Origin of the sequence: Burkholderia sp. S171 (assembly GCF_009766085.1) — a bacterium.
Taxonomy (GTDB): domain Bacteria; phylum Pseudomonadota; class Gammaproteobacteria; order Burkholderiales; family Burkholderiaceae; genus Caballeronia.
Genome location: NZ_LMUF01000015.1, coordinates 124,874 through 145,278, shown reverse-complemented (window position 1 = coordinate 145,278; position 20,405 = coordinate 124,874). Strand labels below are relative to the sequence as shown.

Here is a 20,405-nt window from a genome sequence, read left to right as displayed (position 1 = left end):
CGGATGGCTACCGCCGTATTTCTAGGCTTCATCGTCTTTTCGCTCTACCTGGCGATCCGTTCGAAATCAGGCCGCGGCCCCCAAAGCGTGCACGATTTCTTTGTTGCGTCGCGGCAGTTCGGCGCGTACCTCGTGTTCTTTCTCGCCGCGGGCGAGATCTACAGTATTGGCACGATGGTGGGGTTTCCCGGCGGCATTTATGCCAAGGGACCGACCTACGGCGTCTGGTTCCTCGGTTACATCCTGCTGGCGTATCCGGTCGGTTATTTTATTGGGCCAAAGATCTGGCAAGCGGGCAAGCGCTATAACGCGATCACCCTGCCCGACCTGTTCAAGGGCCATTTTCAGAGCCGTACGCTCGAACTCGTTGTGGCCGCGTCGGCCATTCTGTTCCTGCTGCCCTGGGGCCAATTGCAGTTCACCGGACTGGTGGCCGCGCTCAAGGGGCTCGGCTGGAATTTCCAGCCGTTCTATCTGATCATGATATCGGCCATGCTTGCGTTCACGTACATAGCGATCGCGGGCGTGCGGGCATCGGCTTATATAGCCGTGCTGAAAGACATCCTCATGGTCGCCGCCATTGTTATTACCGGGGTCGCCGTCTCGGCGGAAGTCGGCGTCACTGAAGTCTTCCACGCGGCGAGCCTGCACGTCAGCAACCGGATGGATGCCCATCAGTTGACGTTCTCAATGAGCACCATGCTGTTCCAGTCGCTCGGCTTCTATGTAATGCCCTTCGCGGTGCAGAATTTCTTCACGGCAAAAAGCGCGAACACGATCCGGCGCACCCAGGTCGCCATGCCGCTCTACATGTTGATGTATCCGTTTCTCGTGGTCGCCTCCTACTATGCGATCAGCCAGAACCTGCATCTTGCTTCGCCCAACGAAGCATTCTTCGCAGCCGCGATCCGTTTGCTGCCGGGCTGGTTGCTAGGTCTTGTGGCCGCTGGCGCATCGTTGTCCGGATTGCTCGTGCTGGCAGGCATCTGCCTTTCCATCGGACCGATCGTTACGCGCAACCTGCTGCCGAACATGCCGGAGAACAAGCAGAAGGCGAGTGCGAAGGTGGTGATCGTCATCTACCTGATCGTGTCGATCGTGATGACCCTGCTTACGCCTAACCTGATGCTCACGCTCATCAACACCACGTACTACGGCGTGACCCAGTTCTTCCCCGGCGTCATTGCGATACTGTTCGGGCTTCGCGTGCGGCCGGCTGCCATCGCATCAGGCATGCTCACCGGACAACTCCTGGCGATCGTCCTGTATGTTTTACAGGTTGATTTAGGCGGCTTGAATCTGGGTCTTGTTTGCTTAGCCGTGAACGTGGCCGTGCTGGCCGCAGTACATCTTGCGATGAAGCGGCCTCACGTGCATGCTTTGTCTTGATCGCTGTATCGACTACCAGACTCTCTAGCGAGCGTTTATGAATCACGCATCAAAAAGTCCCATCCAGGTTCTGGTGGCTAAGAAAATCCTCACGATGAACCCGGCGCAACCACACGCCACTCATGTCGCCATTCGCGATGGCAGGATCCTGTCTGTCGGAAGTAGTGACGACGTGAAGCAGTGGGGCGATGCGGAAATCGTCGATACGTTCAAAGACAAAGTGCTGATGCCCGGTTTGGTGGAAGGCCATTGCCACCTGATGGAAGGCGCGATGTGGGACGCAGTTTATGTCGGCTATCACGATCGTCGTGGGCCTGATGGCGTCCGTCGTCCCGGATTACAAACCCTTGATGCGGTGATCGACCGGCTCAAGGTGGCTCACGACCTGATGACGGACGAGCAGGCGCCTCTGCTCGCCTGGGGTTTCGATCCAATCTTCTTTGGCACGAAGCGTTTATCGGTCAAAGAACTCGATACCGTCTGCGCCGGCCGGCCCATTGTCATACTCCACGCCAGCGTGCATCTGATGAACGTCAATTCGTCGATGCTGGCGCTTGCCGGTATTGATAGCGAAACGGACATCGACGGAATCGGCAAGGATGCCGACGGCGAGCCGACCGGCGAACTGCAGGAGTTCGCCGCCATGTTCCCGGTGTACCGGTTGATCGGCGGAGGACTTTCCATTGCGGCGAGCGAGAAGAAAGAGGCCATCTGGAACTTCGGCCGGGTCGCACAACTGGCTGGCGTCACAACCGCGACCGACCTGGTGAACGACTTCTCTGAACGGGGCAATCAGAACCTGAGAGACGTAACCAACGACCCGGCCTACCCGCTCAGGATTGTTCCCGCCTTCGCGCCGCAGCGATGCCCCGAAGGCGGCCCGCAGCGCGTTCTGTCGGCTATCGGCGACAACACGGAGAAGCTGCGCTTCGGACCGGTCAAATTCATTGTCGATGGATCGATTCAAGGCTTCACCGCGCGCCTCAAATGGCCGGGATATCTGAATGGCAAACCGAATGGACTGTGGTTGATTCCGCCAAGCCAGTTCGTCGATGTGTTTTCGCCGTTCCATGAGGCCGGACTGCAACTGCATATTCATACCAACGGCGACGAGGCGACCGAACTGGTCCTCGACGCACTCGAAAAGATTCTCGACCAGTACCCTCGCCTCGATCATCGGCATACGCTGCAGCACTGTCAGATGGCCGACGCAAGCCAGCTCGCACGAGCGGCAAAACTGGGCCTGTGCATCAATTTCTTCTCCAACCATCTCTACTATTGGGGCGATGCACACTACGAGCAGACCATGGGCGCCGATCGCGCGAACCGCATGGACGCTGCCGAATCAGCGCGGCGCCTGGGTATCCCGTTCGCCTTTCATTCCGATGCGCCCATCACGCCGTTGAATCCGTTGTTCACGGCGTGGTGTGCTTCGCAACGCGAGACATCTTCGGGGCGAGTGCTGGGCGCAAGCGAGCGTGTCCCGGTCGCAGACGCGTTGCGGGCAATCACGCTGGGTGCTGCCTACACGCTGAAGATGGACCATCTTGTCGGCAGTATCGAGGTGGGCAAGTTCGCCGACTTCGCCGTGTTGGACGATGACCCGAGTGATGTCGCGCCCGAGCGGTTGAAGAATCTGCAAGTGTGGGGAACCGTGCTCGGTGGTCGTATCTTCCAGGGGCCGGCAGGATGACAGCGAGCGGCATACAGGAGCCGATTCCGCTGATTGTTATCGGTGGGTATCTGGGCGCGGGCAAGACGACGCTGCTCAATCATGTCCTCGCCAATGCGGGACAGCGCCGCATTACCGTGCTCGTCAATGATTTCGGTTCGATCAATATCGACGCTGCCTTGATCAGGGAGCGCACTGACGACGTCATCAACCTGGAGAACGGCTGCGTCTGTTGTTCTATTGGCGGACGCCTCGTCGATGCATTGCTTTCGATCAGCAACCGGCCCGATCCGCCCGACTTTCTGATTATCGAGGCAAGCGGGGTATCGGATCCCGTGCGCATCGCGCAGATTGGACTGTTGGATCGCGCTTACAGGCTGTACGGCATCATCGTTGCAGTGGATCTAGCGTGCATCACGCAGACGCTTTTAGACCCCTACGTAGGCGATATCGCACGGCAACAGATCGCCGGAGCGACGGCAATTCTGCTGACCAAAACTGACTTGATCGACGAGCGAAACAAAGCGGCTATCGTGGCCGAACTCGCGACGGTGGCGCATACGGGGATCATGCTGGAAACCACAAACGGCGCGGTTCCTTTGGAACTCTTCTTCGATAACAACGTCACTAGCGAGCTTCGCTTTGGCCAGCCGCGTCAGATGAGAAGTTCAAACCCGAAGCTCCCGGTGGACTTCTGCAGCTTTCTCTTTCGAACAGACGCACCCTTGGATCGCAAGAAACTCAAGGACGCGCTGCGAAGCGTCTCAGGCCGACTATTGCGAGCGAAAGGCCTGATCCTTCTTGACGGTGAAGCGGCGACACAAGAGCTTCATGTGGCGGGCGGCCGCATTCTTATCACGCAATTTCCCGGAGACGTCGTCACGGAGTCTGTGATCGTTCTTATCGGCCTGTTCGACAACGAAGCGAAACAGGCCGCGCTCGACGCGCTTGCTGCGGCAACATCAACCGCTTGCCACTGCTAGAGACAGCGTCTCATTTACTCCGACAAATTGGTCCAACGGCCAGCACTACTTACCAAGTGTCCAAGCCAGGCGCGCGCAAGTGATCACGCGCGCCCCGTTCAGCGTTTCTCGTCGCGCCTGAAGTACAACTGATAGAGCATCCGTTGGCCAATCCGGCGAAACGGTGCGAACGGGTGACCGGGTAACGGTGACGTGAAAATCGGCAGCGTCTGTTTCCCTCCCTTCCCTGCGATTTGCTCGGCCAACCGCCTGCCCGCCTGCTGCGAATACGATACGCCGTTGCCACCGTAACCCAGCGCGTAATAGACCGATTGCTTCGGATCAGGCTGACAGATGCGCGGCATCATGTCGTGAGCGACATCGACCCAGCCCCACCACGAATAGTCGATCGCAACGCCGCGCAACGCGGGGAACTTGCGAACCATGCCTTCCACGAGCAAATCGTAGTGGCGGGAATTCGGTGCGTCAGCACCTGTGATTGCGCTGCGGCTGCCGATCTGCAGCCGGTTATCCGGCAGAAAGCGGTAATAGAAACGCAGGGTGCGCGTGTCGGTCAGCACCTGTGTCGTGCGGAAGTTGCATGCTGCAATTTCCTGCTGAGTGAGCGGGCGCGTCACCATCGAATTGGACAGGATCGGCATGACACGGCCGGTCAGCGACGGATGAAGATCAGGGGCCGTATAGGCACCCGTCGCAATGCCCACCGAGCGCGCCCGCACGATGCCGCCGGGTGTACGGAGATGATGGACCCCGTTGATGGTTTCCCACCCGGTCACAGGACTTGCCGGATGCACCCGTGCTCCCGCCTCGCGAGCAAGCCGCAAGTAGCCGAATGCAAGCTTCAACGCATGGATACCGATGCCCTCGGGTTCATGGAGCGCGCCGGCCGCTTCAGCATCGTTCACATACTCACGACGAAACGTTGCCTGATCGAGCAGCTCGGAGGGGTAGCCGAACACGTTCTTCCAAACCTTCGCCTCGGCGGCGAGCTTTTCCATCATGCGCGGTCGATGCGCAATCAGGAAGTGACCGCCGGGCTGCGGATCGCAATCGATTTCGGCCACCAGCGACTTGAAATTCTGGAAGCCTTCTAAAATCTCGTCGTGCATTTTCAGCGCGACGTCTTTGCCCCATCGTTCGATCCATTGGGAACGCGACAGACGTCCGGAAGCGTTCTGGCCTTGGCCGCCGTTGCGGCTGCTGCAGCCCCAGCTCGTCTTGTTGGCCTCGAGAACGACTGCCTTGATGCCATGGTCGCGCGCCAGGCATAGCGCGGTGGCAAGGCCTGTGTAGCCACCGCCGATGATCGCCACGTCCACGTCGATGTCCTGGTTGATCGGGCCGTCGTCGGACGGCGGAGCACCGGCAGTTGCGACCCAGTAGGTAGGCGCGTATTGCTTGCCATGACCCGGGCCGGGGGACACGAGCGGGTCGTATGTTGGATCGTATTGCGCGGCGCTGCTTCGTTCAACAGGCACGCTCGGCGCAACCCGTTCGATTGCACTGTGCTCCATGCGACACTCCTCGTCAGGATCAAAAGTTCGGCTTTGGACGTTCATTGAGGAACGCGCGTTGGACGGCCTTGAGTCGTGGCGAACCTCGAAACGGCCGCACCCTTCTGCTTCGATGGATCCGCCGCAGGGACGTCTTGCTGTCATCGACCAGCCTGAAGACGCTCCCTATACAGGCGATTCAGTTGTGACGATTGTAGAAAGACCACCCGGCTGACGGTAGGTCCAGTCGGGTGCTTTCGTTTGGTGCAAGCGAGGGAGAGGGGTCAGAAGGCAAACATTGCAGATAGGCGACTGCTTTCCATGAAAGCGCGCGATAGTGAATTGGCCGTGCGATCCATGCACGATGCATGCGCGAAAGCCTGCAACGATGCCACTACCAGTGGTCACCGTTGCGCCGCCGGCGTTATACGTTTCGGCCGCTTTAGTTGAGCCGCTTCAGCTGACCATCGTCGGCATACCAGTCGACCGTGATGCCGCTGGTATTGACGGTCACCGCGCGCGGCTCGCTGAATTGATCGAAGGATTCGATGCCAGTTTCCCGTCCCACGCCGCTATTCTTGAAGCCGCCCCACGGCGAAGCCGGATCCAGCCGATGATGATCGTTGATCCAGACCATGCCGAACACCAGCTTGCTCGCCACGCGATGCGCACGCGCCACGTCCGTTGTCCAGACAGAAGCCGCGAGACCGAACTGCGTGTCGTTGGCAATACGCAGCGCGTCCGCTTCGTCCTTGAACGGCATGATCACGGTGACGGGACCGAACACCTCGCCCTGCCCCAGTTCCGATTTCGGATCGACATCGTAGAACGCTGTCGGCTGCAGATAAAAGCCCTCGTTCAGATGCGCAGGAATGCCGCCGCCCGCGAGCAGCTTCGCACCGTCCGCGATGCCCCGTTCCAGCATGCCAAGGATGCGCGCGCGCGAACGCTCGGAGATCACCGGGCCGAGTTGCGTGTTGAGATCAGCGGGATTGCCCACGCGAATTGCTTCGACCTTGGCGCGGAATTTCTCGAGAAACTTCTCGTAGATGGATTCATGCACAAGCAGACGCGCACCGCACACGCAGGTCTGCCCCGCGCCGATAAACGCCGCGAACGCCGCGCCGTTCACCGCACGATCGATGTCCATGTCGTCGAACAGGATTACCGCGCCCTTGCCGCCCAGTTCGAGCGTTGTCAGTGCGAAAGTCTGCGCCGCCGCCTCGCCTATCGAGCGCCCCACTTCCGTGCCGCCGGTAAATACGACCTTGGCGATCAGCGGATGACGCGCCAGCGCAGCGCCCGCTTCCTTGCCCTCGCCGTTGATCACGTTCACCACGCCGTCAGGAACACCCGCCTGCTGCAATAGCGCAACCAGCCGCACCGTAGTGAGCGGTGTCTGCTCCGATGCCTTGATCACCACGCTGTTTCCCGTTGCGAGCGCGGGCGCGAGGCTCTTCGACAAGATCATCAACGGATGATTGAACGACGTCATCAGTGCGCACACGCCAAGCGGCACGCGCTGCGTATAGCAGAGATACGGTCCTTCGATAGGGATCACATCGCTACGGCGCGTGAGCGCAAGCGCTGCGAAGTATCGATAAAACTGCGGCAAACGTGAAATCTGCGCGCGCGTTTCAACGATCGGCCGGCCATTGTTCAGCGTCTCCAGCTTGTAGAAATTCTCCAGGTCCGCTTCAAACAGATCGGCGAAACGGTTCAGCACGCGAGCGCGTTGCGTGAACGGCATGTCGCGCCATACACCGCTTTCGAACGCGTCATGCGCGCATTGCACCGCACGGCCCACGTCCTCCGCCGATGCCTTCGACAGCGTGCCGATTGCGGCGCCATCGGCCGGATTGATGATGTCCATGGTCTCGCCCGACGCGGCATCGACGAACTTCCCGTCAATAAACAACTGTGCACTCAGGAACTGCTTGTTCACTGCATCCATCTTGCTTTCTCCGTGTTTTATTTGAGCGGGGAAACCCGCGTATCAGTGCCGATCTCCAGACGCGCGGGCGCATCCGTTGGCAGAATGTCTTCCAGGCGCTGGCCGGTCGGCTCGACGCCAAGCCAGGCCACCACTACAATTTGAATGGCCAGCAAGCCGATCATCAATGCAAGCACGCCGACCACGCCGTAATGTCCGAAGAGCGCCACCACGATGAAGGGCGTGACGATCGTCGCGCCGCGGCCGAGCGTATTGCAGATACCCGATGCGCGCAGGCGCACTTCAGTCGGAAATAGCTCAGGCACGTAGATCGCGAACAGCAAGGCGACCAGTACATAGATAGGGATCACCAGCAGCAAGCCAACGACCGGCAACATGACCGGGTTGCTCACAAACGGATAGATCGCGCCGAAGATAATGGCCAGCATCGACGCACCGATAATGGTCGGCTTGCGTCCCCATCGATCTGCCGTCAGCGCACCGATGCCCGAGCCTATAGGCGCACCGAGCGACATCACAAGCGCGTAACCAAACGACTTCGCAATGCTGAATCCTTGATGCACAAAGAAGGTCGGCAACCAGGTCACGAAGCCGTATAACAAGGTATTGATCACCACCAGCGTCACGCATCCGACGATCATGCGCGGCAACATTGCCCCGGTGAAAAGCGAACCAAGCGCACGCGACGGCGCAACCGAAGGCTTGGGCGACGGCGCCGGCAACGTGCCGCCATGTTCGGCCTTTACCTCGCTCTCTATTTTAGAAAGAATCGCTTCGGCATCCTGATGACGACCTACCGACTCAAGCCAGCGTGGCGATTCCGGCAACGACTTGCGCGCATACCAAACACCAAGTGCGCCGATTCCACCGAGCACGAACATGGCTCGCCAGCCCATCGCGGGTATCAGCACGAGCCCAATCAGTCCCGCCACTGGCAATCCCGAGACGACGAATACGGCCATCAGCCCCTGCATCTTGCCGCGCGACGTAGGGGGCGCGAATTCGGTGAGCGTGGAATACCCCACTACGTTCTCCGCGCCAAGTCCGAGGCCCATTACAAACCGGAACGCGATCAGAACCAGCATGTTCGGCGCCATCGCGGCGCCCAGCGACGCAATGCCGAAGATCATGAGGTTGGTCTGATACGTAAAGCGACGGCCGAAACGATCGCCGAGGAAACCGGTGGCTAGCGAGCCAAGCATCATCCCGAGGAACGTCAGCGACACGAACAGCGCATTCTGGCCGAGCGTCGAAAAGCCGCTTTGCAACGTGGCGCCAAGGACCGTGGAGGCTACGTAGATATCGAAGCCATCGAAGAACATGCCGATCCCGATCAGCCACATGATGCGCTTGTGGAAGCCCGACACCGGAAGCCGGTCCAGACGTGCGCCTGCATTCACATCCATTTCTGTCTCCTGCAAACCTTCGTGGGTTTGTCGTCATGCATGACCGATTACTTCAGTGCCATCAACCGCAACGCCGAGACCGTCAGCGTTTCCGTCGCGCATCGAAAGTTCTGCTCTAGCGAGCTTTCCTCGGCCGTCTGGAAGAAGGACTTGCACTGGCGCGCGCCGGTATCGTCAAGGGTGAGGATTCGATCCGCGAGTGCATCGGCTTCGGCTTGCAACGTATCGGGCGCGCAAACACGGGTCACGAGACCGGCGTTCAATGCCGCCTCGGGCGTGATTGCGTCGCCGAAAAGAACCATCGGGAACACTTGCTTGGGCAAGGTGTATCGGCCGAGGTAGGCCATGATCGCGGCGGGCGGCAGACCCTTGCGCATCTCGGGAAAGGCAAGCTTCGCACTGCTGGATACCAAGGTGAAGTCGCACAGGATCGCGAGGCCAAAGCCGAAGCCGAACGCGTTGCCCTGCACTTCGGCAATCGTGATCATCGACGATGACCGCAGCAACCGCTTAAGCTCGATCAGCCGCGATACTTCACGATGAATGGACACCGCCTCCGTACCGGCGCGCTCGCGCCCGGTGCAGAACACATCGCCGCGTGCGCGGATGCGCAGCACGCGCGCCGTAGGCACGGTCGCTTCGCTGCGCAGCGCGGCGATCATGGCGTCGAACATCGGCGCAGTGACTTCATTGCCGGCGTCGGCATTGTTGAGAGTAAAGCTCAAAATTTCGCCCGATCGATCGATGACGACCGGGTCCGGCAAGCGCGCGTGATCCAAGCAGCCTCCTGTTGTATAATCACCTGTATTAGCTGTATACAGCGTATTCACTGAATAACGGAAAGTCAATGGCCTCTGCAACGAAACGCGCTCAAGCGGCAAATCTCATCAGCGCGCCAACGCTGGCGCTCGAAACGATCGGCCGCAAATATCACTCGAAGATGCGCATGGTCGACGCATCCAGCGACTCGCTCAGCGAGGGCGTGGTGGTCCCGGCGTTGCGGGAAGCGATCGTGGAAGGCGTGCTGGCGCCCGGAAGCCGACTGTCGGAGGTTCAGGTCGCGAAGCAATTGAACGTCAGCCGGACGCCCATGCGCGAAGCGTTCGCGCAGCTTGAACGCGAGGGGTTGGTGACGGTCGTGGCGCGCGTTGGCGCGTTCGTCCGGTCGGTGACGCTGCGTGATGTGGCGGAGATTTATACGGTGCGAACCGCGCTAGAGTGCCTCGCCGTCCAGCTTTGTGCAGAGAAGATCACGACGCTCGGGCGTGCTCAGTTAGAAGACGTCATAGGTGAAATGCGCGCCAACGTAAGCGCCAATGACCCAGCGGCTTATGTCGATGCGCTCGATCGTTTTTATTCGATCGTGATGACCCTCGCCGACAACCGCACGCTTCACGCAACGCACGCGAGCCTGATGGGTCCCGTGCGTCGATTGCGACGCATTGCGATGGCGCGCGGCGGGCGCATGCGTGCATCGTTTGAACAGGCCGTGAAGATCAAGGAAGCGATCTCCACCGGCGATAAACGCGTTCAAGACCTGATGCGCGAGCAATTGCGCGGCGCTTGCGAAGCAGCGACGGCAGTGCTTAAGGAAACTGAAGGTGGTTGAGCGTCGCGTATAAATGAACACGGAAGAAACGAGAGCGCTCCTCCGTTTTGATATTTAGACCGTATCGGTAATGCATCTCTCCCTCGGGTACAGGGCGTCAAGCGTTCGTGCTGTCCCACAGCGTAGCGAGTCCGGGCGGATCGACAATTTGTCTATCAACGCTCGCCAACGCGTGTATTGCCCCGCCCTGTCCTCGGCATCCAACGCAGAGCCGAATACCGCTATGTTCTGCGAGGCGCGGCAAACATCGGCATGCGTTCCTGAATCCAGTTGAGCAGTTCGAGCGGCCCTGCGGCAAGCGGCCTGCCGGTCTTGACCAATGCCCTCGCCTGCACGCCTTCAAACAGCGGATATAAGTACCAGCGGGTAGGCCCTCAAATCATCGATGCTCGCCGGTCCCTTTCGTTTAGCGAGCGGATGATCGCTTCGCATCAACAGCACGACCGGCTGGCTCGAACTCGCCCGATATTCAATGCGCGGATGCGGCGGCGGATTGTAGGCAAGCCCGATATGCGCGCGGCTTTGCGCTACCTCATCTAGCAGCGCGTCCACCGCGAGCATGGTCATGTTGATTTCCAGGCCGGGAAAGCGGGCGCAGAACGGCGCCAGTACGTCATCAACCAGCGTATCGACAAACCCTTCGCTCACGGCGAGCTGGATACGGCCCTGCTGAAGTCCCTTCAGCGCGTGCAGTTGATCTTCGAGCTTCTCCTGCTGCGACCGGTAGCCTTGCCAGAACTCCAGCAGGTGAGCCGCGGCTTCCGTCGGCCTGACACCGCGAGCCTGCCGTTCGAACAGGGTGGCGCCTAGCTCGTCCTCGAGCAGCTTGATCTGCCGCGTGATGACCGACGGCGAGGTATTGATGTGTTCAGCGGCGCCCGGATGGTGCCGTGAGTAAGCACCTCGTGGAAGTACCGAAGACGCTGCTGGTTGATTTCGCGCATTCTGGTTGCTCCGTCTGTGTTGTCTGTAGAGCAACGATATGTGAACTTAGTTGCTCTTGCTCGCCTATTTTCGCCCTGCCACCATGCACTTGACCGTTACCACTGGTCTCGACCTGCACGGTGCGATGGTGACCGAGCAGCACGATGACGGCGAAGGCGAGATTCTCGAACGCGTGCGCCGGATTGTCGGCGATCGCATGCCGGTGGTCATCTCGCTCGATCTTCATGCCAACGTCATCGCGCGCATGTTCAAGCATGCCAGCGCGCTCGTGGCCTACCGGACCTATCCTCACGTCGGTATGGCGGATACCGGCGAACGCGCGGCGCTGATTCCCGACGAACTGGTGTCGCAAGGACGCCCGTTGCATTGTGCGGTTCGTCGCGTACCGTTTCTTATTCCCGTGAACGACATGTGCACGCTGGTCGAACCTGCACGCGGGATGTATCAGTTGCTGGCGGACCTCGAAGAAAAGCCTGTCGTTTCCGCATCGTTTGCTCCGGGATTTCCGGCTGCGGATTTTCCTGAGTGCGGCCCGACCATCTGGGCCTATTCGTTTAGCGAAGAAGCTGCGGAGTACGCGGTGAACGCCCTCTTTTCGAAAATCGTGAACGAAGAATCACGCTGGGAGGTGCCTTTCCTGACGCCGGACGAAGCCGTTCGCGAGGCGATCCGATTGAGCAGGACTTCTGATAAACCCGTCATCATTGCGGACACGCAGGACAACCCGGGCGTAGGCGGCGATTCGAACACCATGGGCATGGTGCGCGCGCTCTTGCGCAACGGCGCGACCCACGCGGCAGTGGGCGTGATCTGGGATGCGCAGGCAGCGCAAGCGGCGCATCGCGCCGGTGTGGGTGCGCGCATTTCGCTGTCGCTGGGCGGCGGTTCGAATGTGCCCGGCGATTCGCCGCTCGTGGCCGAGTTCGAAGTCGAGTATTTATCAAATGGACGCTTCCGTTTCGATGGACCGATGCTCAACGGCATGCAGGGCGAGTTGGGACCCATCGCCTGTTTGCGGATTGAAGGCGTCAGGAGTGCCGTGAGTTCCGTCAAGATGCAGGTATTCGATCGAAACCTGTTCCGGGTGGCGGGCATTGAACCCGAACGGATGAAGATCCTCGTGAACAAAAGCTCGGTTCACTTCCGCGCGGACTTCGAGGCCATCGCCTCAGCTATTCTCGTGGCGAAAGCGCCCGGCCCCACGGCTGCGGATCCGGCGGACCTGCCGTGGAAGCACCTTGATCCAGGCATCCGTATGCGACCGATGGGTCTGTCGTTCAAAGCCTTTAGTGCGCAGTCCTGCTGAGTGCTACCCCGCTGCGTCAGACCCGCCCCAACGTTTTCAATTCATACAAAGCGTGCCGAATCAGGCACCGCTCCTAGGTAGCCTATCTTCAAGGAGAATCAGCTATGTCGGACCCGATTAATACTCGACGCCGTCGCCTGCTTGGGACGACCGTTGCCGGTATAAGTTTGTTCGAACTCGGCCTGAGCGCATCCGCCACGGCCCAGTCGAACGACACCAAGCCGGCAAGCCGTCCTGCTTCGTTCGACACCATTCGTCAAGTCAACGCCGGTACGCTCAACATCGGCTACGCGGAGGCCGGCCCGCAGAATGGGCCGGTCGTGATCCTGCTGCACGGATAGCCCTACGATATCTACAGCTTCGCGGAAGTGACACCGTTGCTCGTATCGAAGGGCTACCGGGTCATCGTGCCGTATTTGCGTGGTTACGGTTCGACGCGATTCCTCTGCGCCGATACATAGGCCATAACTTGCCACAGGAAGCGCCGAAAGCATTCGCCGACGCGGTCATTGATGTCGCTCGCTTCTGACCCGCTGCTACGGACTCACCACGCGTTATTTCAGTAGCAATGCAAACAATAAGATTGATTTTTCGGACGGCCTTCGACTCTACCAACGTGCGTCAATCCGGTCCTTGCGACTCGATAAGACAATTGCCTTACGAGCGCGGCGGAATTTCCTGCGCTGCCCGATGCTCCGCGTCCGCAAATATCTCGCGTAGCCTTTGGCGTTCGTGGTCGGTCAGATGTGAAACTGCAGCCGGCATCGTGAGCACCAGTTGCAGTGTCAGGTCGCCGCGCGAACCGTTGCCGTCCGTGAGCCCATGCCTGAGCAGACAGATCGTTCTACCCGGGTGCGCGTTCGGCGGAATCGACACCCGCAGCGAGCGGCCCAGGATTTGCGCTTCGAAATTGCCACCGAGCGTGGCCGTCACGAAATCAACCTGAACATCGCAAGCGAGATCCAGTCCGTTTCGACGAAAGGCTGAGCCGCACGCAATCACGACCGAGAAGGTGGCGTCGCCGGGCGCACCGCCATTAAGCCCGGAATGGCCCGCGCCTTCGACAACGAGACGCTGACCGTCCCACGCACCCGGGGGAACCTTGACTGTCTCGGACTTCCGGAAGGTCACGACCGTCGTGCCGAGACACGTTGGACACCAGTCACTCGCCAGCGGGCGCCCGGTGCCCACACAGGCCATACAGCGAATGCCGGAAACCGACTGGCCGCTGCCGTGACAGCGCGCGCACTGCGAGACCCTTTCCTGACATTCGCGACACGGCCCGGTTACCGGGTAGCTCACGTCGACTTCGCCGCCATGGATCGCAGCTTCGAGCGGCACAAAGAGTCTGACCAGACAGTTCGCGCCGCGCGTCGGAGGCCCGCGGTGCTCACGTGACGGGGCGGCTTTACCGCGGCTTCCGGCCGACGCTGATGCGGATGCGGATGCGGATGCGGATGCGGCAGTCGGGCCAGGCGCCCGCGGCGCACGCGGCTCACGTTTGCCGATCAGAATCTCAAACGCCTCCTGAACGCGCTTGAACACCGGCTCGACGATTGATTCGCGTCCCTTGTTGCGATCCGGGTGGTACTTCGCCCTCAGCAGCCGGTAGGCGCGCGTGACGTCTTCCGGCGACGCGGTGTCTGGCAATTCCAGTCGCCTATAGTATTCGTCGAGGCTCACGCGTTTCCCCCGCTCTTATTCTGAAAGCGCAAGTCTATCAAGACCGAAGCACGAGGACTGCTGAGCCATCCCAGTCCGCGAGGTGAACCAACGGTCTATCGCGTCCGGTGAATGGCCGCAACATACTCTCGCGTGTAAGGTCTTTTAGCAGCCTTGGCGCCCACGATCTCCGCGAGGATGATCAAGACAATTCGCGAGCAATAAAAAACCCGCAGAGCGAATAGCTGTGCGGGTTTTTCTGGTCGTTCCTGAACTACTTTGATCTTGCCTGCGAAACGGTGGTGGGTGATGACGGGCTCGAACCGCCGACCTACGCCTTGTAAGGGCGCCGCTCTACCAACTGAGCTAATCACCCGTTTCGCGATATTCTCAAGCGATCATCAGCATGATGCGAAGTGTGATCCGCTCTGCCAGACTTGAAACCGTTTAAACCGGTCCGTATCCAGCGAGTCCGCTAGTTTAGCGCATCTTTTAGCGCTTTGCCAGGGCGAAATTTCGGAACCTTCGCCGCTTTGATCTTGATCTCATCGCCGGTACGGGGATTACGGCCAATGCGCGCCGTCCGTTTGCCCACGGCAAAGGTGCCGAAGCCAACCAGCGTCACCGAGCCGCCCTTCTTCAAGGTCGTCTTGACCCCGCCGATCAGCGCTTCGAGCGCGCGGCCGGCTGCCGCCTTGGAGATATCAGCTTGTTGCGCAATATGGTCGATCAGGTCCGTCTTGTTCATTGTGATCCCCCGAATAATGGTTTGTGGATGGGCGATGCTGCAAAGAGTTAGGTTCACGACAGGCTGCTTGAGCACGGGCCCGGAAGCCCCAAGTGCGGCGGTCATTAGAAGTAGCCGAAAGGCCGATGTCAACCGGGATTGAGCCTGATTAGAGGCCTCTGCTTGAGCTTTGACGTGCTAAAACGGACGGTGGAAGGCCAATAAAAAAACCCGCGCGGTCAGTTCACACTGACCACGCGGGTTTTTAGTTCGCTCGACTCCGGCGCGACCGTTCAGGCCGCGCCTCGCCGAACGCGAGGTAACGCTTAATGCTTCACGAACTCACCGGCTGCCGGCGTGTCCTTCTTTTCCGCTACAGCAGGCGTTGCCGGCTTGGCTTCTTCTTCCGGCAGTGCCGCGGGAACACGTTCGAGCGCGAGCTCGAGGACCTTGTCGATCCAGCGAACCGGAACGATTTCGATCGAGTTCTTCACGTTGTCCGGAATCTCGGCCAGATCCTTCGTGTTCTCTTCCGGGATCAGCACGAGCTTGATGCCGCCGCGATGCGCCGCCAGCAACTTCTCCTTCAATCCGCCGATAGGCAACACTTCGCCGCGCAACGTGATTTCGCCGGTCATTGCCACGTCTGCACGAACCGGAATACCGGTCAATACGGACACCAGCGCTGTCGTCATCGCGATACCCGCAGACGGACCGTCCTTAGGCGTCGCGCCTTCGGGCACGTGGATGTGAATGTCCTTCTTCTCGAACGCCTCATCCGATACCCCCAGACGACGCGACCGCGAACGCACCACTGAACGTGCTGCCTCGACCGACTCCTTCATCACGTCGCCGAGCGAACCCGTGCGGATGATGTTGCCCTTACCCGGCATCACCGCGGCTTCAATAGTCAGCAAGTCGCCGCCCACTTCCGTCCACGCGAGACCCGTCACCTGACCGACCTGGTTCTCCTTCGCGGCCAGACCGAAGTCGGTCTTTCGCACGCCGAGGAACGAGTCGATGTTGCTGCCGTCGATCCGGACCGCGCCTTCTGCCTTCTTCAGCAGAAGCATCTTCACGACCTTGCGGCAGATCTTCGACATTTCGCGCTCAAGCGAACGAACGCCAGCTTCACGCGTGTAGTAACGAATGATGTCGCGGATCGCTTCTTCGGTGAGATCCATCTCGCCAGCCTTGAGGCCGTTGTTGCGGGTTTGCTTCGGCAACAAGTACTTCTGCGCGATGTTGATCTTCTCGTCCTCGGTGTAACCCGAGAGGCGAATCACTTCCATCCGGTCGAGCAACGGCGGCGGAATGTTCAGCGAGTTCGACGTCGCCACGAACATCACGTCCGACAGGTCAAAGTCCACTTCGATGTAGTGATCGGCGAACGTATGGTTCTGTTCCGGATCGAGCACTTCAAGCAGCGCTGACGCCGGATCGCCGCGGAAATCCATGCCCATCTTGTCGACTTCGTCGAGCAGGAAAAGCGGATTGCGCACACCGATCTTCGACAAGCTCTGCAAGATCTTGCCAGGCATCGACCCAATATACGTGCGACGGTGACCGCGAATCTCGGACTCGTCATGCACGCCGCCAAGCGCCATGCGCACGAACTTGCGGTTCGTCGCGCGGGCGATCGACTGGCCCAGCGAGGTCTTGCCGACACCCGGAGGCCCGACGAGGCACAAGATAGGCGCCTTGACCTTTTCGACCCGTTGCTGGACCGCAAGATACTCGAGGATCCGTTCCTTGACCTTCTCAAGGCCAAAGTGATCTTCGTCGAGCACGCGTTCAGCGTTCGTCAGGTCATTGTTGACCTTGCTCTTCTTGCGCCACGGCAGGCCGATCAGCGTGTCGATGTAGTTACGCACGACAGTGGCTTCTGCCGACATCGGCGACATCAGCTTGAGCTTCTTCAGCTCGGCATCAGCCTTCTTCTTGGCTTCCTTCGGCATGCGCGCGTTGGTGATGCGCTTCTCGAGTTCTTCGAGATCCGCACCTTCCTCGCCTTCGCCCAATTCCTTCTGGATCGCCTTGACCTGTTCGTTCAGGTAATACTCGCGCTGGCTCTTTTCCATCTGACGCTTCACGCGTCCACGAATGCGCTTTTCGACCTGAAGAATGTCGATCTCGGCTTCAAGCTGGGCGAGCAGATGCTCAAGGCGTTCCACAACCGGGAACATCTCGAGAATGTGCTGCTTCTGGTCGAGTTTCAGCGGCAAATGCGCGGCGATGGTGTCAGCCAGGCGACCCGCTTCGTCGATACCCGACAGCGACGTCAGGATCTCGGGCGGGATCTTCTTGTTGAGTTTCACGTACTGATCGAACTGCGACACAATCGCGCGGCGCAGCGCTTCAGTTTCGGCGCTGTCGGCGTGGTCGGGTTCGAGCGGCATCACGTCGCAGGAAAACTGCGTTTCCTGTTCTTCGATCGTGAGCGTCTTGGCACGCTGCAAGCCTTCGACCAGCACCTTTACGGTACCGTCCGGCAGCTTCAACATTTGCAGGATGTTTGCGATACATCCCACTTCGTACATGTCTTTTTCGGTCGGCTCGTCTTTCGCAGCGGTCTTCTGGGCGACAAGCATGATGTGCTTGCCCCCTTCCATCGCGGCTTCGAGTGCCTTGATCGATTTGGGTCGTCCGACAAAAAGCGGAATTACCATGTGCGGGAAAACGACTACGTCACGCAGCGGAAGCAGCGGGAGAGTAATACGTTCCTGCGGGAGGAGTTGGGTTCCTGACATTTTCATTTCCCCAGTAGTGGAATCAGTTCAGTCGTAAATAAGGCCGTCAAAATGGATTGCAAGCCTTAAGCGTGTGGGAAAAGATCAGTGAATCGAAAAAATTCGCCTCAGTAACGTGTCAGTAACGTCCACAAGATATCCGAAAAATAAACAAAAAGCCGTTCACGTTGCCATGAACGGCTTTTCGCCGACACACAGCCCAACTCAGTTAGATCCTGCTACCTTCGGCGTGTCTTCGTAGATCAAAAGCGGCTTGCCGTCGCCATCAATTGTATTGTCATCCACGATAACCTTGCTTACACCCTTCATTGCCGGCAACTCATACATCACATCCAGCAACGCTTGTTCCAGAATGGAGCGCAGGCCACGCGCACCCGTCTTGCGACGGATTGCCTTCAACGCGATAGCTTTCAATGCACCCGGACGAATCTCCAGGTCCACACGTTCCATGTTGAACAGCTTGTGATACTGCTTCACCAGCGCATTCTTCGGCTCGGTCAGGATCTTGATCAGCGCGTCTTCATCCAGCTTGCCGAGCGTCGCCACCACGGGCAGACGGCCGATCAGTTCGGGAATCAAACCAAACTTGATCAAATCTTCCGGTTCCACTTCGCGCAGCACTTCGCCTGCGTCGCGATCCACCTTGCTCTTTACGCTAGCACCAAAACCAATACCTGTCTTTTCCGTCCGGTCGATGATGACCTTTTCGAGGCCGTCAAACGCGCCGCCGCAAATGAACAGGATGTTGGTGGTGTCGACCTGGATGAAGTCCTGGTTCGGGTGCTTGCGGCCGCCTTGCGGGGGCACTGAAGCCATCGTGCCTTCGACCAGCTTCAGCAGTGCTTGCTGAACGCCCTCGCCCGACACGTCGCGCGTGATGGACGGGTTATCCGACTTGCGGCTGATCTTGTCGATTTCGTCGATGTAGACAATGCCGCGCTGGGCCTTGTCAACTTCGTAGTTACAGTTTTGCAGCAGCTTCTGAATAATGTTTTCAACGTCTTCGCCAACATAGCCGGCTTCCGTCAGCGTGGTTGCATCTGCAATCACGAACGGGACGTTCAACATGCGCGCGAGCGTTTGCGCGAGCAAGGTCTTGCCCGAACCCGTGGGTCCGATCAGCAAGATGTTGCTCTTCGACAACTCGATGTCGTCTTTCTTCTCGAGATGCTTGAGACGCTTGTAGTGGTTATAAACCGCCACTGCAAGAATCCGCTTCGCGCGGTCCTGACCGATCACATACTGGTTCAGGATCTCGCTGATCTCTTGCGGGCTCGGCAGATCCGACTTCGTCAGGCCGGCCTCTTCCGCCGCGCCGGCGGCTTCGTCGCGGATAATTTCATTGCACAAGTCGATGCATTCATCGCAGATGAACACAGAAGGACCGGCAATCAACTTCTTGACCTCGTGCTGGCTCTTGCCGCAGAACGAGCAATACAACAGCTTTTCGCTGTTAGAACCTTTTTTGTCCGCCATGGATGTGCGAGCCTCCGGACACTCGATTACATAATACGCCGCTCAATTCACCTACGCAGAAATGGCCTGTGCGTAGGGTGAAAGCGCGTGTGGCGTGTGCTTTGACGCCGTTTTCCGCGTTGGCTCCAGCCTGGCGCGCGGCTCGATTTTGCCGCGCCGCCGTTGGCAGCCCGGCCCGAAGCCGCAACCGTCCGTATGGACAAAAACGGAACAGCCGGCCCGTTATTCCCCAACGACCGGCGCCTACGGGCCGCGTATAGCCGTTCAGGGACGCTTGTGAAGAACCTGATCGACGATACCGTACGCCTGCGCGTCGTCGCCGGACATGAAATTGTCTCGGTCGGTGTCGCGCGTAAGACGGTCCATCGGTTGACCCGTATGGTGCGAGAGCAACTGGTTCAGACGTTCTTTCAGGTACAGGATTTCCCGTGCCTGAATTTCGATGTCCGACGCCTGCCCGCGCGCGCCGCCCAGCGGCTGGTGAATCATGACGCGTGAGTTGGGCAATGCAACGCGCTTGCCCTTGGCGCCCGCTGCCAGCAGGAAAGCGCCCATGCTTGCGGCCAGTCCCATGCACAACGTGGCGACATCCGGCTTCACGAACTGCATGGTGTCGTAAATGGCCATGCCCGCCGACACCGAGCCACCCGGGCTGTTGATGTACAGGCTGATGTCCTTGTCGGGGTTTTCGCTTTCCAGGAACAGCAACTGCGCGACCACCAGGTTGGCCGACTGGTCGTTCACTTCGCCGACCAGGAACACCAGACGCTCTTTCAACAGGCGCGAATAGATGTCATAGGCACGTTCGCCGCGGCCGCTCGTTTCCACAACCATGGGCACCAGACCGAGCGCTTTGGTTTCGAAATCGTGCGGCGCGTTCGACGCGAGCGTGTCCAGTAATTGAGCGCGAAAGGTCATGCAATTTCCTTGTTCGGAATAGGGATACTGAACGACAAAGGAACATCCGAAAAACGGCACAACGGGATAATCGGGGTAAGCGGCACCCACACTTGCATCAACAATACCCATGCAA

The 20,405-nt window shown here is 59.2% G+C and carries 13 protein-coding genes, 1 tRNA gene and 3 pseudogenes; 6 read left to right on the top strand and 11 right to left on the bottom strand.

Features of this window, described 5'->3' with window-relative positions; all coding sequences use genetic code 11:
* Positions 1-3 precede the first annotated feature (3 nt).
* Genes GSQ93_RS09745 through GSQ93_RS09735 form a run of 3 tightly spaced genes read left to right on the top strand, consistent with a single transcriptional unit; the run spans position 4 to position 4,044 of the window.
* Positions 4-1,389 (top strand): sodium:solute symporter, encoded by a 1,386-nt coding sequence (locus GSQ93_RS09745; RefSeq protein ID WP_158935441.1) that lies wholly within the window; start codon positions 4-6, stop codon positions 1,387-1,389.
* A 37-nt stretch (positions 1,390-1,426) separates the two neighbouring features.
* A complete protein-coding gene (locus GSQ93_RS09740) occupies positions 1,427-3,082 on the top strand; it encodes an amidohydrolase (protein WP_158935440.1) in 1,656 nt (551 codons plus the stop codon).
* Positions 3,079-4,044, top strand: a complete 966-nt coding sequence (locus GSQ93_RS09735; protein ID WP_158935439.1) for a GTP-binding protein — start codon at positions 3,079-3,081, stop codon at positions 4,042-4,044. The genes GSQ93_RS09740 and GSQ93_RS09735 overlap by 4 nt, the downstream gene beginning before the upstream one ends.
* Positions 4,045-4,142: 98 nt before the next feature.
* Here GSQ93_RS09735 and GSQ93_RS09730 read toward each other — a convergent pair whose 3' ends face one another.
* The 4 genes from GSQ93_RS09730 to GSQ93_RS09715 form a co-directional block, all read right to left on the bottom strand.
* Entirely contained in the window at positions 4,143-5,558 is a 1,416-nt protein-coding gene (locus GSQ93_RS09730; RefSeq protein WP_158935438.1) for an FAD-binding oxidoreductase, read from the bottom strand.
* Between the two features lie 421 nt (positions 5,559-5,979).
* Positions 5,980-7,491, bottom strand: coding sequence for an aldehyde dehydrogenase (locus tag GSQ93_RS09725; RefSeq protein WP_158935437.1), 1,512 nt, complete (start codon positions 7,489-7,491; stop codon positions 5,980-5,982).
* Positions 7,492-7,508: 17 nt separating this feature from the next.
* Positions 7,509-8,897, bottom strand: coding sequence for an MFS transporter (locus tag GSQ93_RS09720; RefSeq protein WP_158935436.1), 1,389 nt, complete (start codon positions 8,895-8,897; stop codon positions 7,509-7,511).
* Between the two features lie 47 nt (positions 8,898-8,944).
* A complete protein-coding gene (locus tag GSQ93_RS09715) occupies positions 8,945-9,676 on the bottom strand; it encodes an enoyl-CoA hydratase/isomerase family protein (protein ID WP_158935435.1) in 732 nt (243 codons plus the stop codon).
* 68 nt (positions 9,677-9,744) lie between these two features.
* Between GSQ93_RS09715 and GSQ93_RS09710 the strand changes: the two genes are divergently transcribed.
* Entirely contained in the window at positions 9,745-10,506 is a 762-nt protein-coding gene (locus GSQ93_RS09710; RefSeq protein ID WP_158935434.1) for a GntR family transcriptional regulator, read from the top strand.
* Positions 10,507-10,727: 221 nt separating this feature from the next.
* Here GSQ93_RS09710 and GSQ93_RS09705 read toward each other — a convergent pair.
* Positions 10,728-11,450: pseudogene (locus GSQ93_RS09705) on the bottom strand (LysR family transcriptional regulator).
* A gap of 107 nt (positions 11,451-11,557) precedes the next feature.
* On the opposite strand from GSQ93_RS09705, the pseudogene GSQ93_RS09700 reads away from it, so the two are divergent.
* Both GSQ93_RS09700 and GSQ93_RS09695 read left to right on the top strand, forming a co-directional pair.
* Positions 11,558-12,757, top strand: a pseudogene (locus GSQ93_RS09700) (M81 family metallopeptidase); the annotation flags it as partial.
* A gap of 104 nt (positions 12,758-12,861) precedes the next feature.
* Positions 12,862-13,215, top strand: a pseudogene (locus GSQ93_RS09695) (alpha/beta fold hydrolase); the annotation flags it as partial.
* 199 nt (positions 13,216-13,414) lie between these two features.
* Here GSQ93_RS09695 and GSQ93_RS09690 read toward each other — a convergent pair.
* From GSQ93_RS09690 to clpP, 6 genes are all read right to left on the bottom strand, one after another.
* The gene (locus GSQ93_RS09690; protein WP_158935433.1) at positions 13,415-14,440 is read right to left on the bottom strand and encodes a DnaJ C-terminal domain-containing protein; all 1,026 of its coding nucleotides are present in this window, start codon (positions 14,438-14,440) and stop codon (positions 13,415-13,417) included.
* Positions 14,441-14,719: 279 nt separating this feature from the next.
* Positions 14,720-14,795, bottom strand: a tRNA-Val gene (locus tag GSQ93_RS09685).
* A 99-nt stretch (positions 14,796-14,894) separates the two neighbouring features.
* The gene (locus GSQ93_RS09680; RefSeq protein ID WP_213763967.1) at positions 14,895-15,167 is read right to left on the bottom strand and encodes an HU family DNA-binding protein; all 273 of its coding nucleotides are present in this window, start codon (positions 15,165-15,167) and stop codon (positions 14,895-14,897) included.
* A gap of 305 nt (positions 15,168-15,472) precedes the next feature.
* Complete coding sequence (gene lon, locus GSQ93_RS09675; RefSeq protein ID WP_158935432.1) at positions 15,473-17,896, bottom strand: endopeptidase La; 2,424 nt, start codon at positions 17,894-17,896, stop codon at positions 15,473-15,475.
* A 204-nt stretch (positions 17,897-18,100) separates the two neighbouring features.
* The gene (gene clpX / locus GSQ93_RS09670) at positions 18,101-19,372 is read right to left on the bottom strand and encodes an ATP-dependent Clp protease ATP-binding subunit ClpX (RefSeq protein WP_158935431.1); all 1,272 of its coding nucleotides are present in this window, start codon (positions 19,370-19,372) and stop codon (positions 18,101-18,103) included.
* A 264-nt stretch (positions 19,373-19,636) separates the two neighbouring features.
* Positions 19,637-20,290 carry an ATP-dependent Clp endopeptidase proteolytic subunit ClpP gene (gene clpP, locus GSQ93_RS09665; RefSeq protein WP_158935430.1) on the bottom strand — a complete coding sequence of 218 codons (654 nt, stop codon included), beginning with the start codon at positions 20,288-20,290 and terminating at the stop codon, positions 19,637-19,639.
* Between the last annotated feature and the right edge of the window lie 115 nt (positions 20,291-20,405).

Excerpts from the sequence above, each read along its gene's own strand:
- GSQ93_RS09680 (WP_213763967.1), bottom strand. The coding sequence starts at position 15,167 with ATGAACAAGACGGACCTGATCGACCATATTGCGCAACAAGCTGATATC.
- GSQ93_RS09740 (WP_158935440.1), top strand. The coding sequence starts at position 1,427 with ATGAATCACGCATCAAAAAGTCCCATCCAGGTTCTGGTGGCTAAGAAA.
- lon (WP_158935432.1), bottom strand. The coding sequence starts at position 17,896 with ATGTCAGGAACCCAACTCCTCCCGCAGGAACGTATTACTCTCCCGCTG.
- GSQ93_RS09725 (WP_158935437.1), bottom strand. The coding sequence starts at position 7,491 with ATGGATGCAGTGAACAAGCAGTTCCTGAGTGCACAGTTGTTTATTGAC.
- clpP (WP_158935430.1), bottom strand. The coding sequence starts at position 20,290 with ATGACCTTTCGCGCTCAATTACTGGACACGCTCGCGTCGAACGCGCCG.
- GSQ93_RS09745 (WP_158935441.1), top strand. The coding sequence starts at position 4 with ATGGCTACCGCCGTATTTCTAGGCTTCATCGTCTTTTCGCTCTACCTG.
- GSQ93_RS09720 (WP_158935436.1), bottom strand. The coding sequence starts at position 8,897 with ATGGATGTGAATGCAGGCGCACGTCTGGACCGGCTTCCGGTGTCGGGC.
- clpX (WP_158935431.1), bottom strand. The coding sequence starts at position 19,372 with ATGGCGGACAAAAAAGGTTCTAACAGCGAAAAGCTGTTGTATTGCTCG.
- GSQ93_RS09735 (WP_158935439.1), top strand. The coding sequence starts at position 3,079 with ATGACAGCGAGCGGCATACAGGAGCCGATTCCGCTGATTGTTATCGGT.
- GSQ93_RS09730 (WP_158935438.1), bottom strand. The coding sequence starts at position 5,558 with ATGGAGCACAGTGCAATCGAACGGGTTGCGCCGAGCGTGCCTGTTGAA.
- GSQ93_RS09710 (WP_158935434.1), top strand. The coding sequence starts at position 9,745 with ATGGCCTCTGCAACGAAACGCGCTCAAGCGGCAAATCTCATCAGCGCG.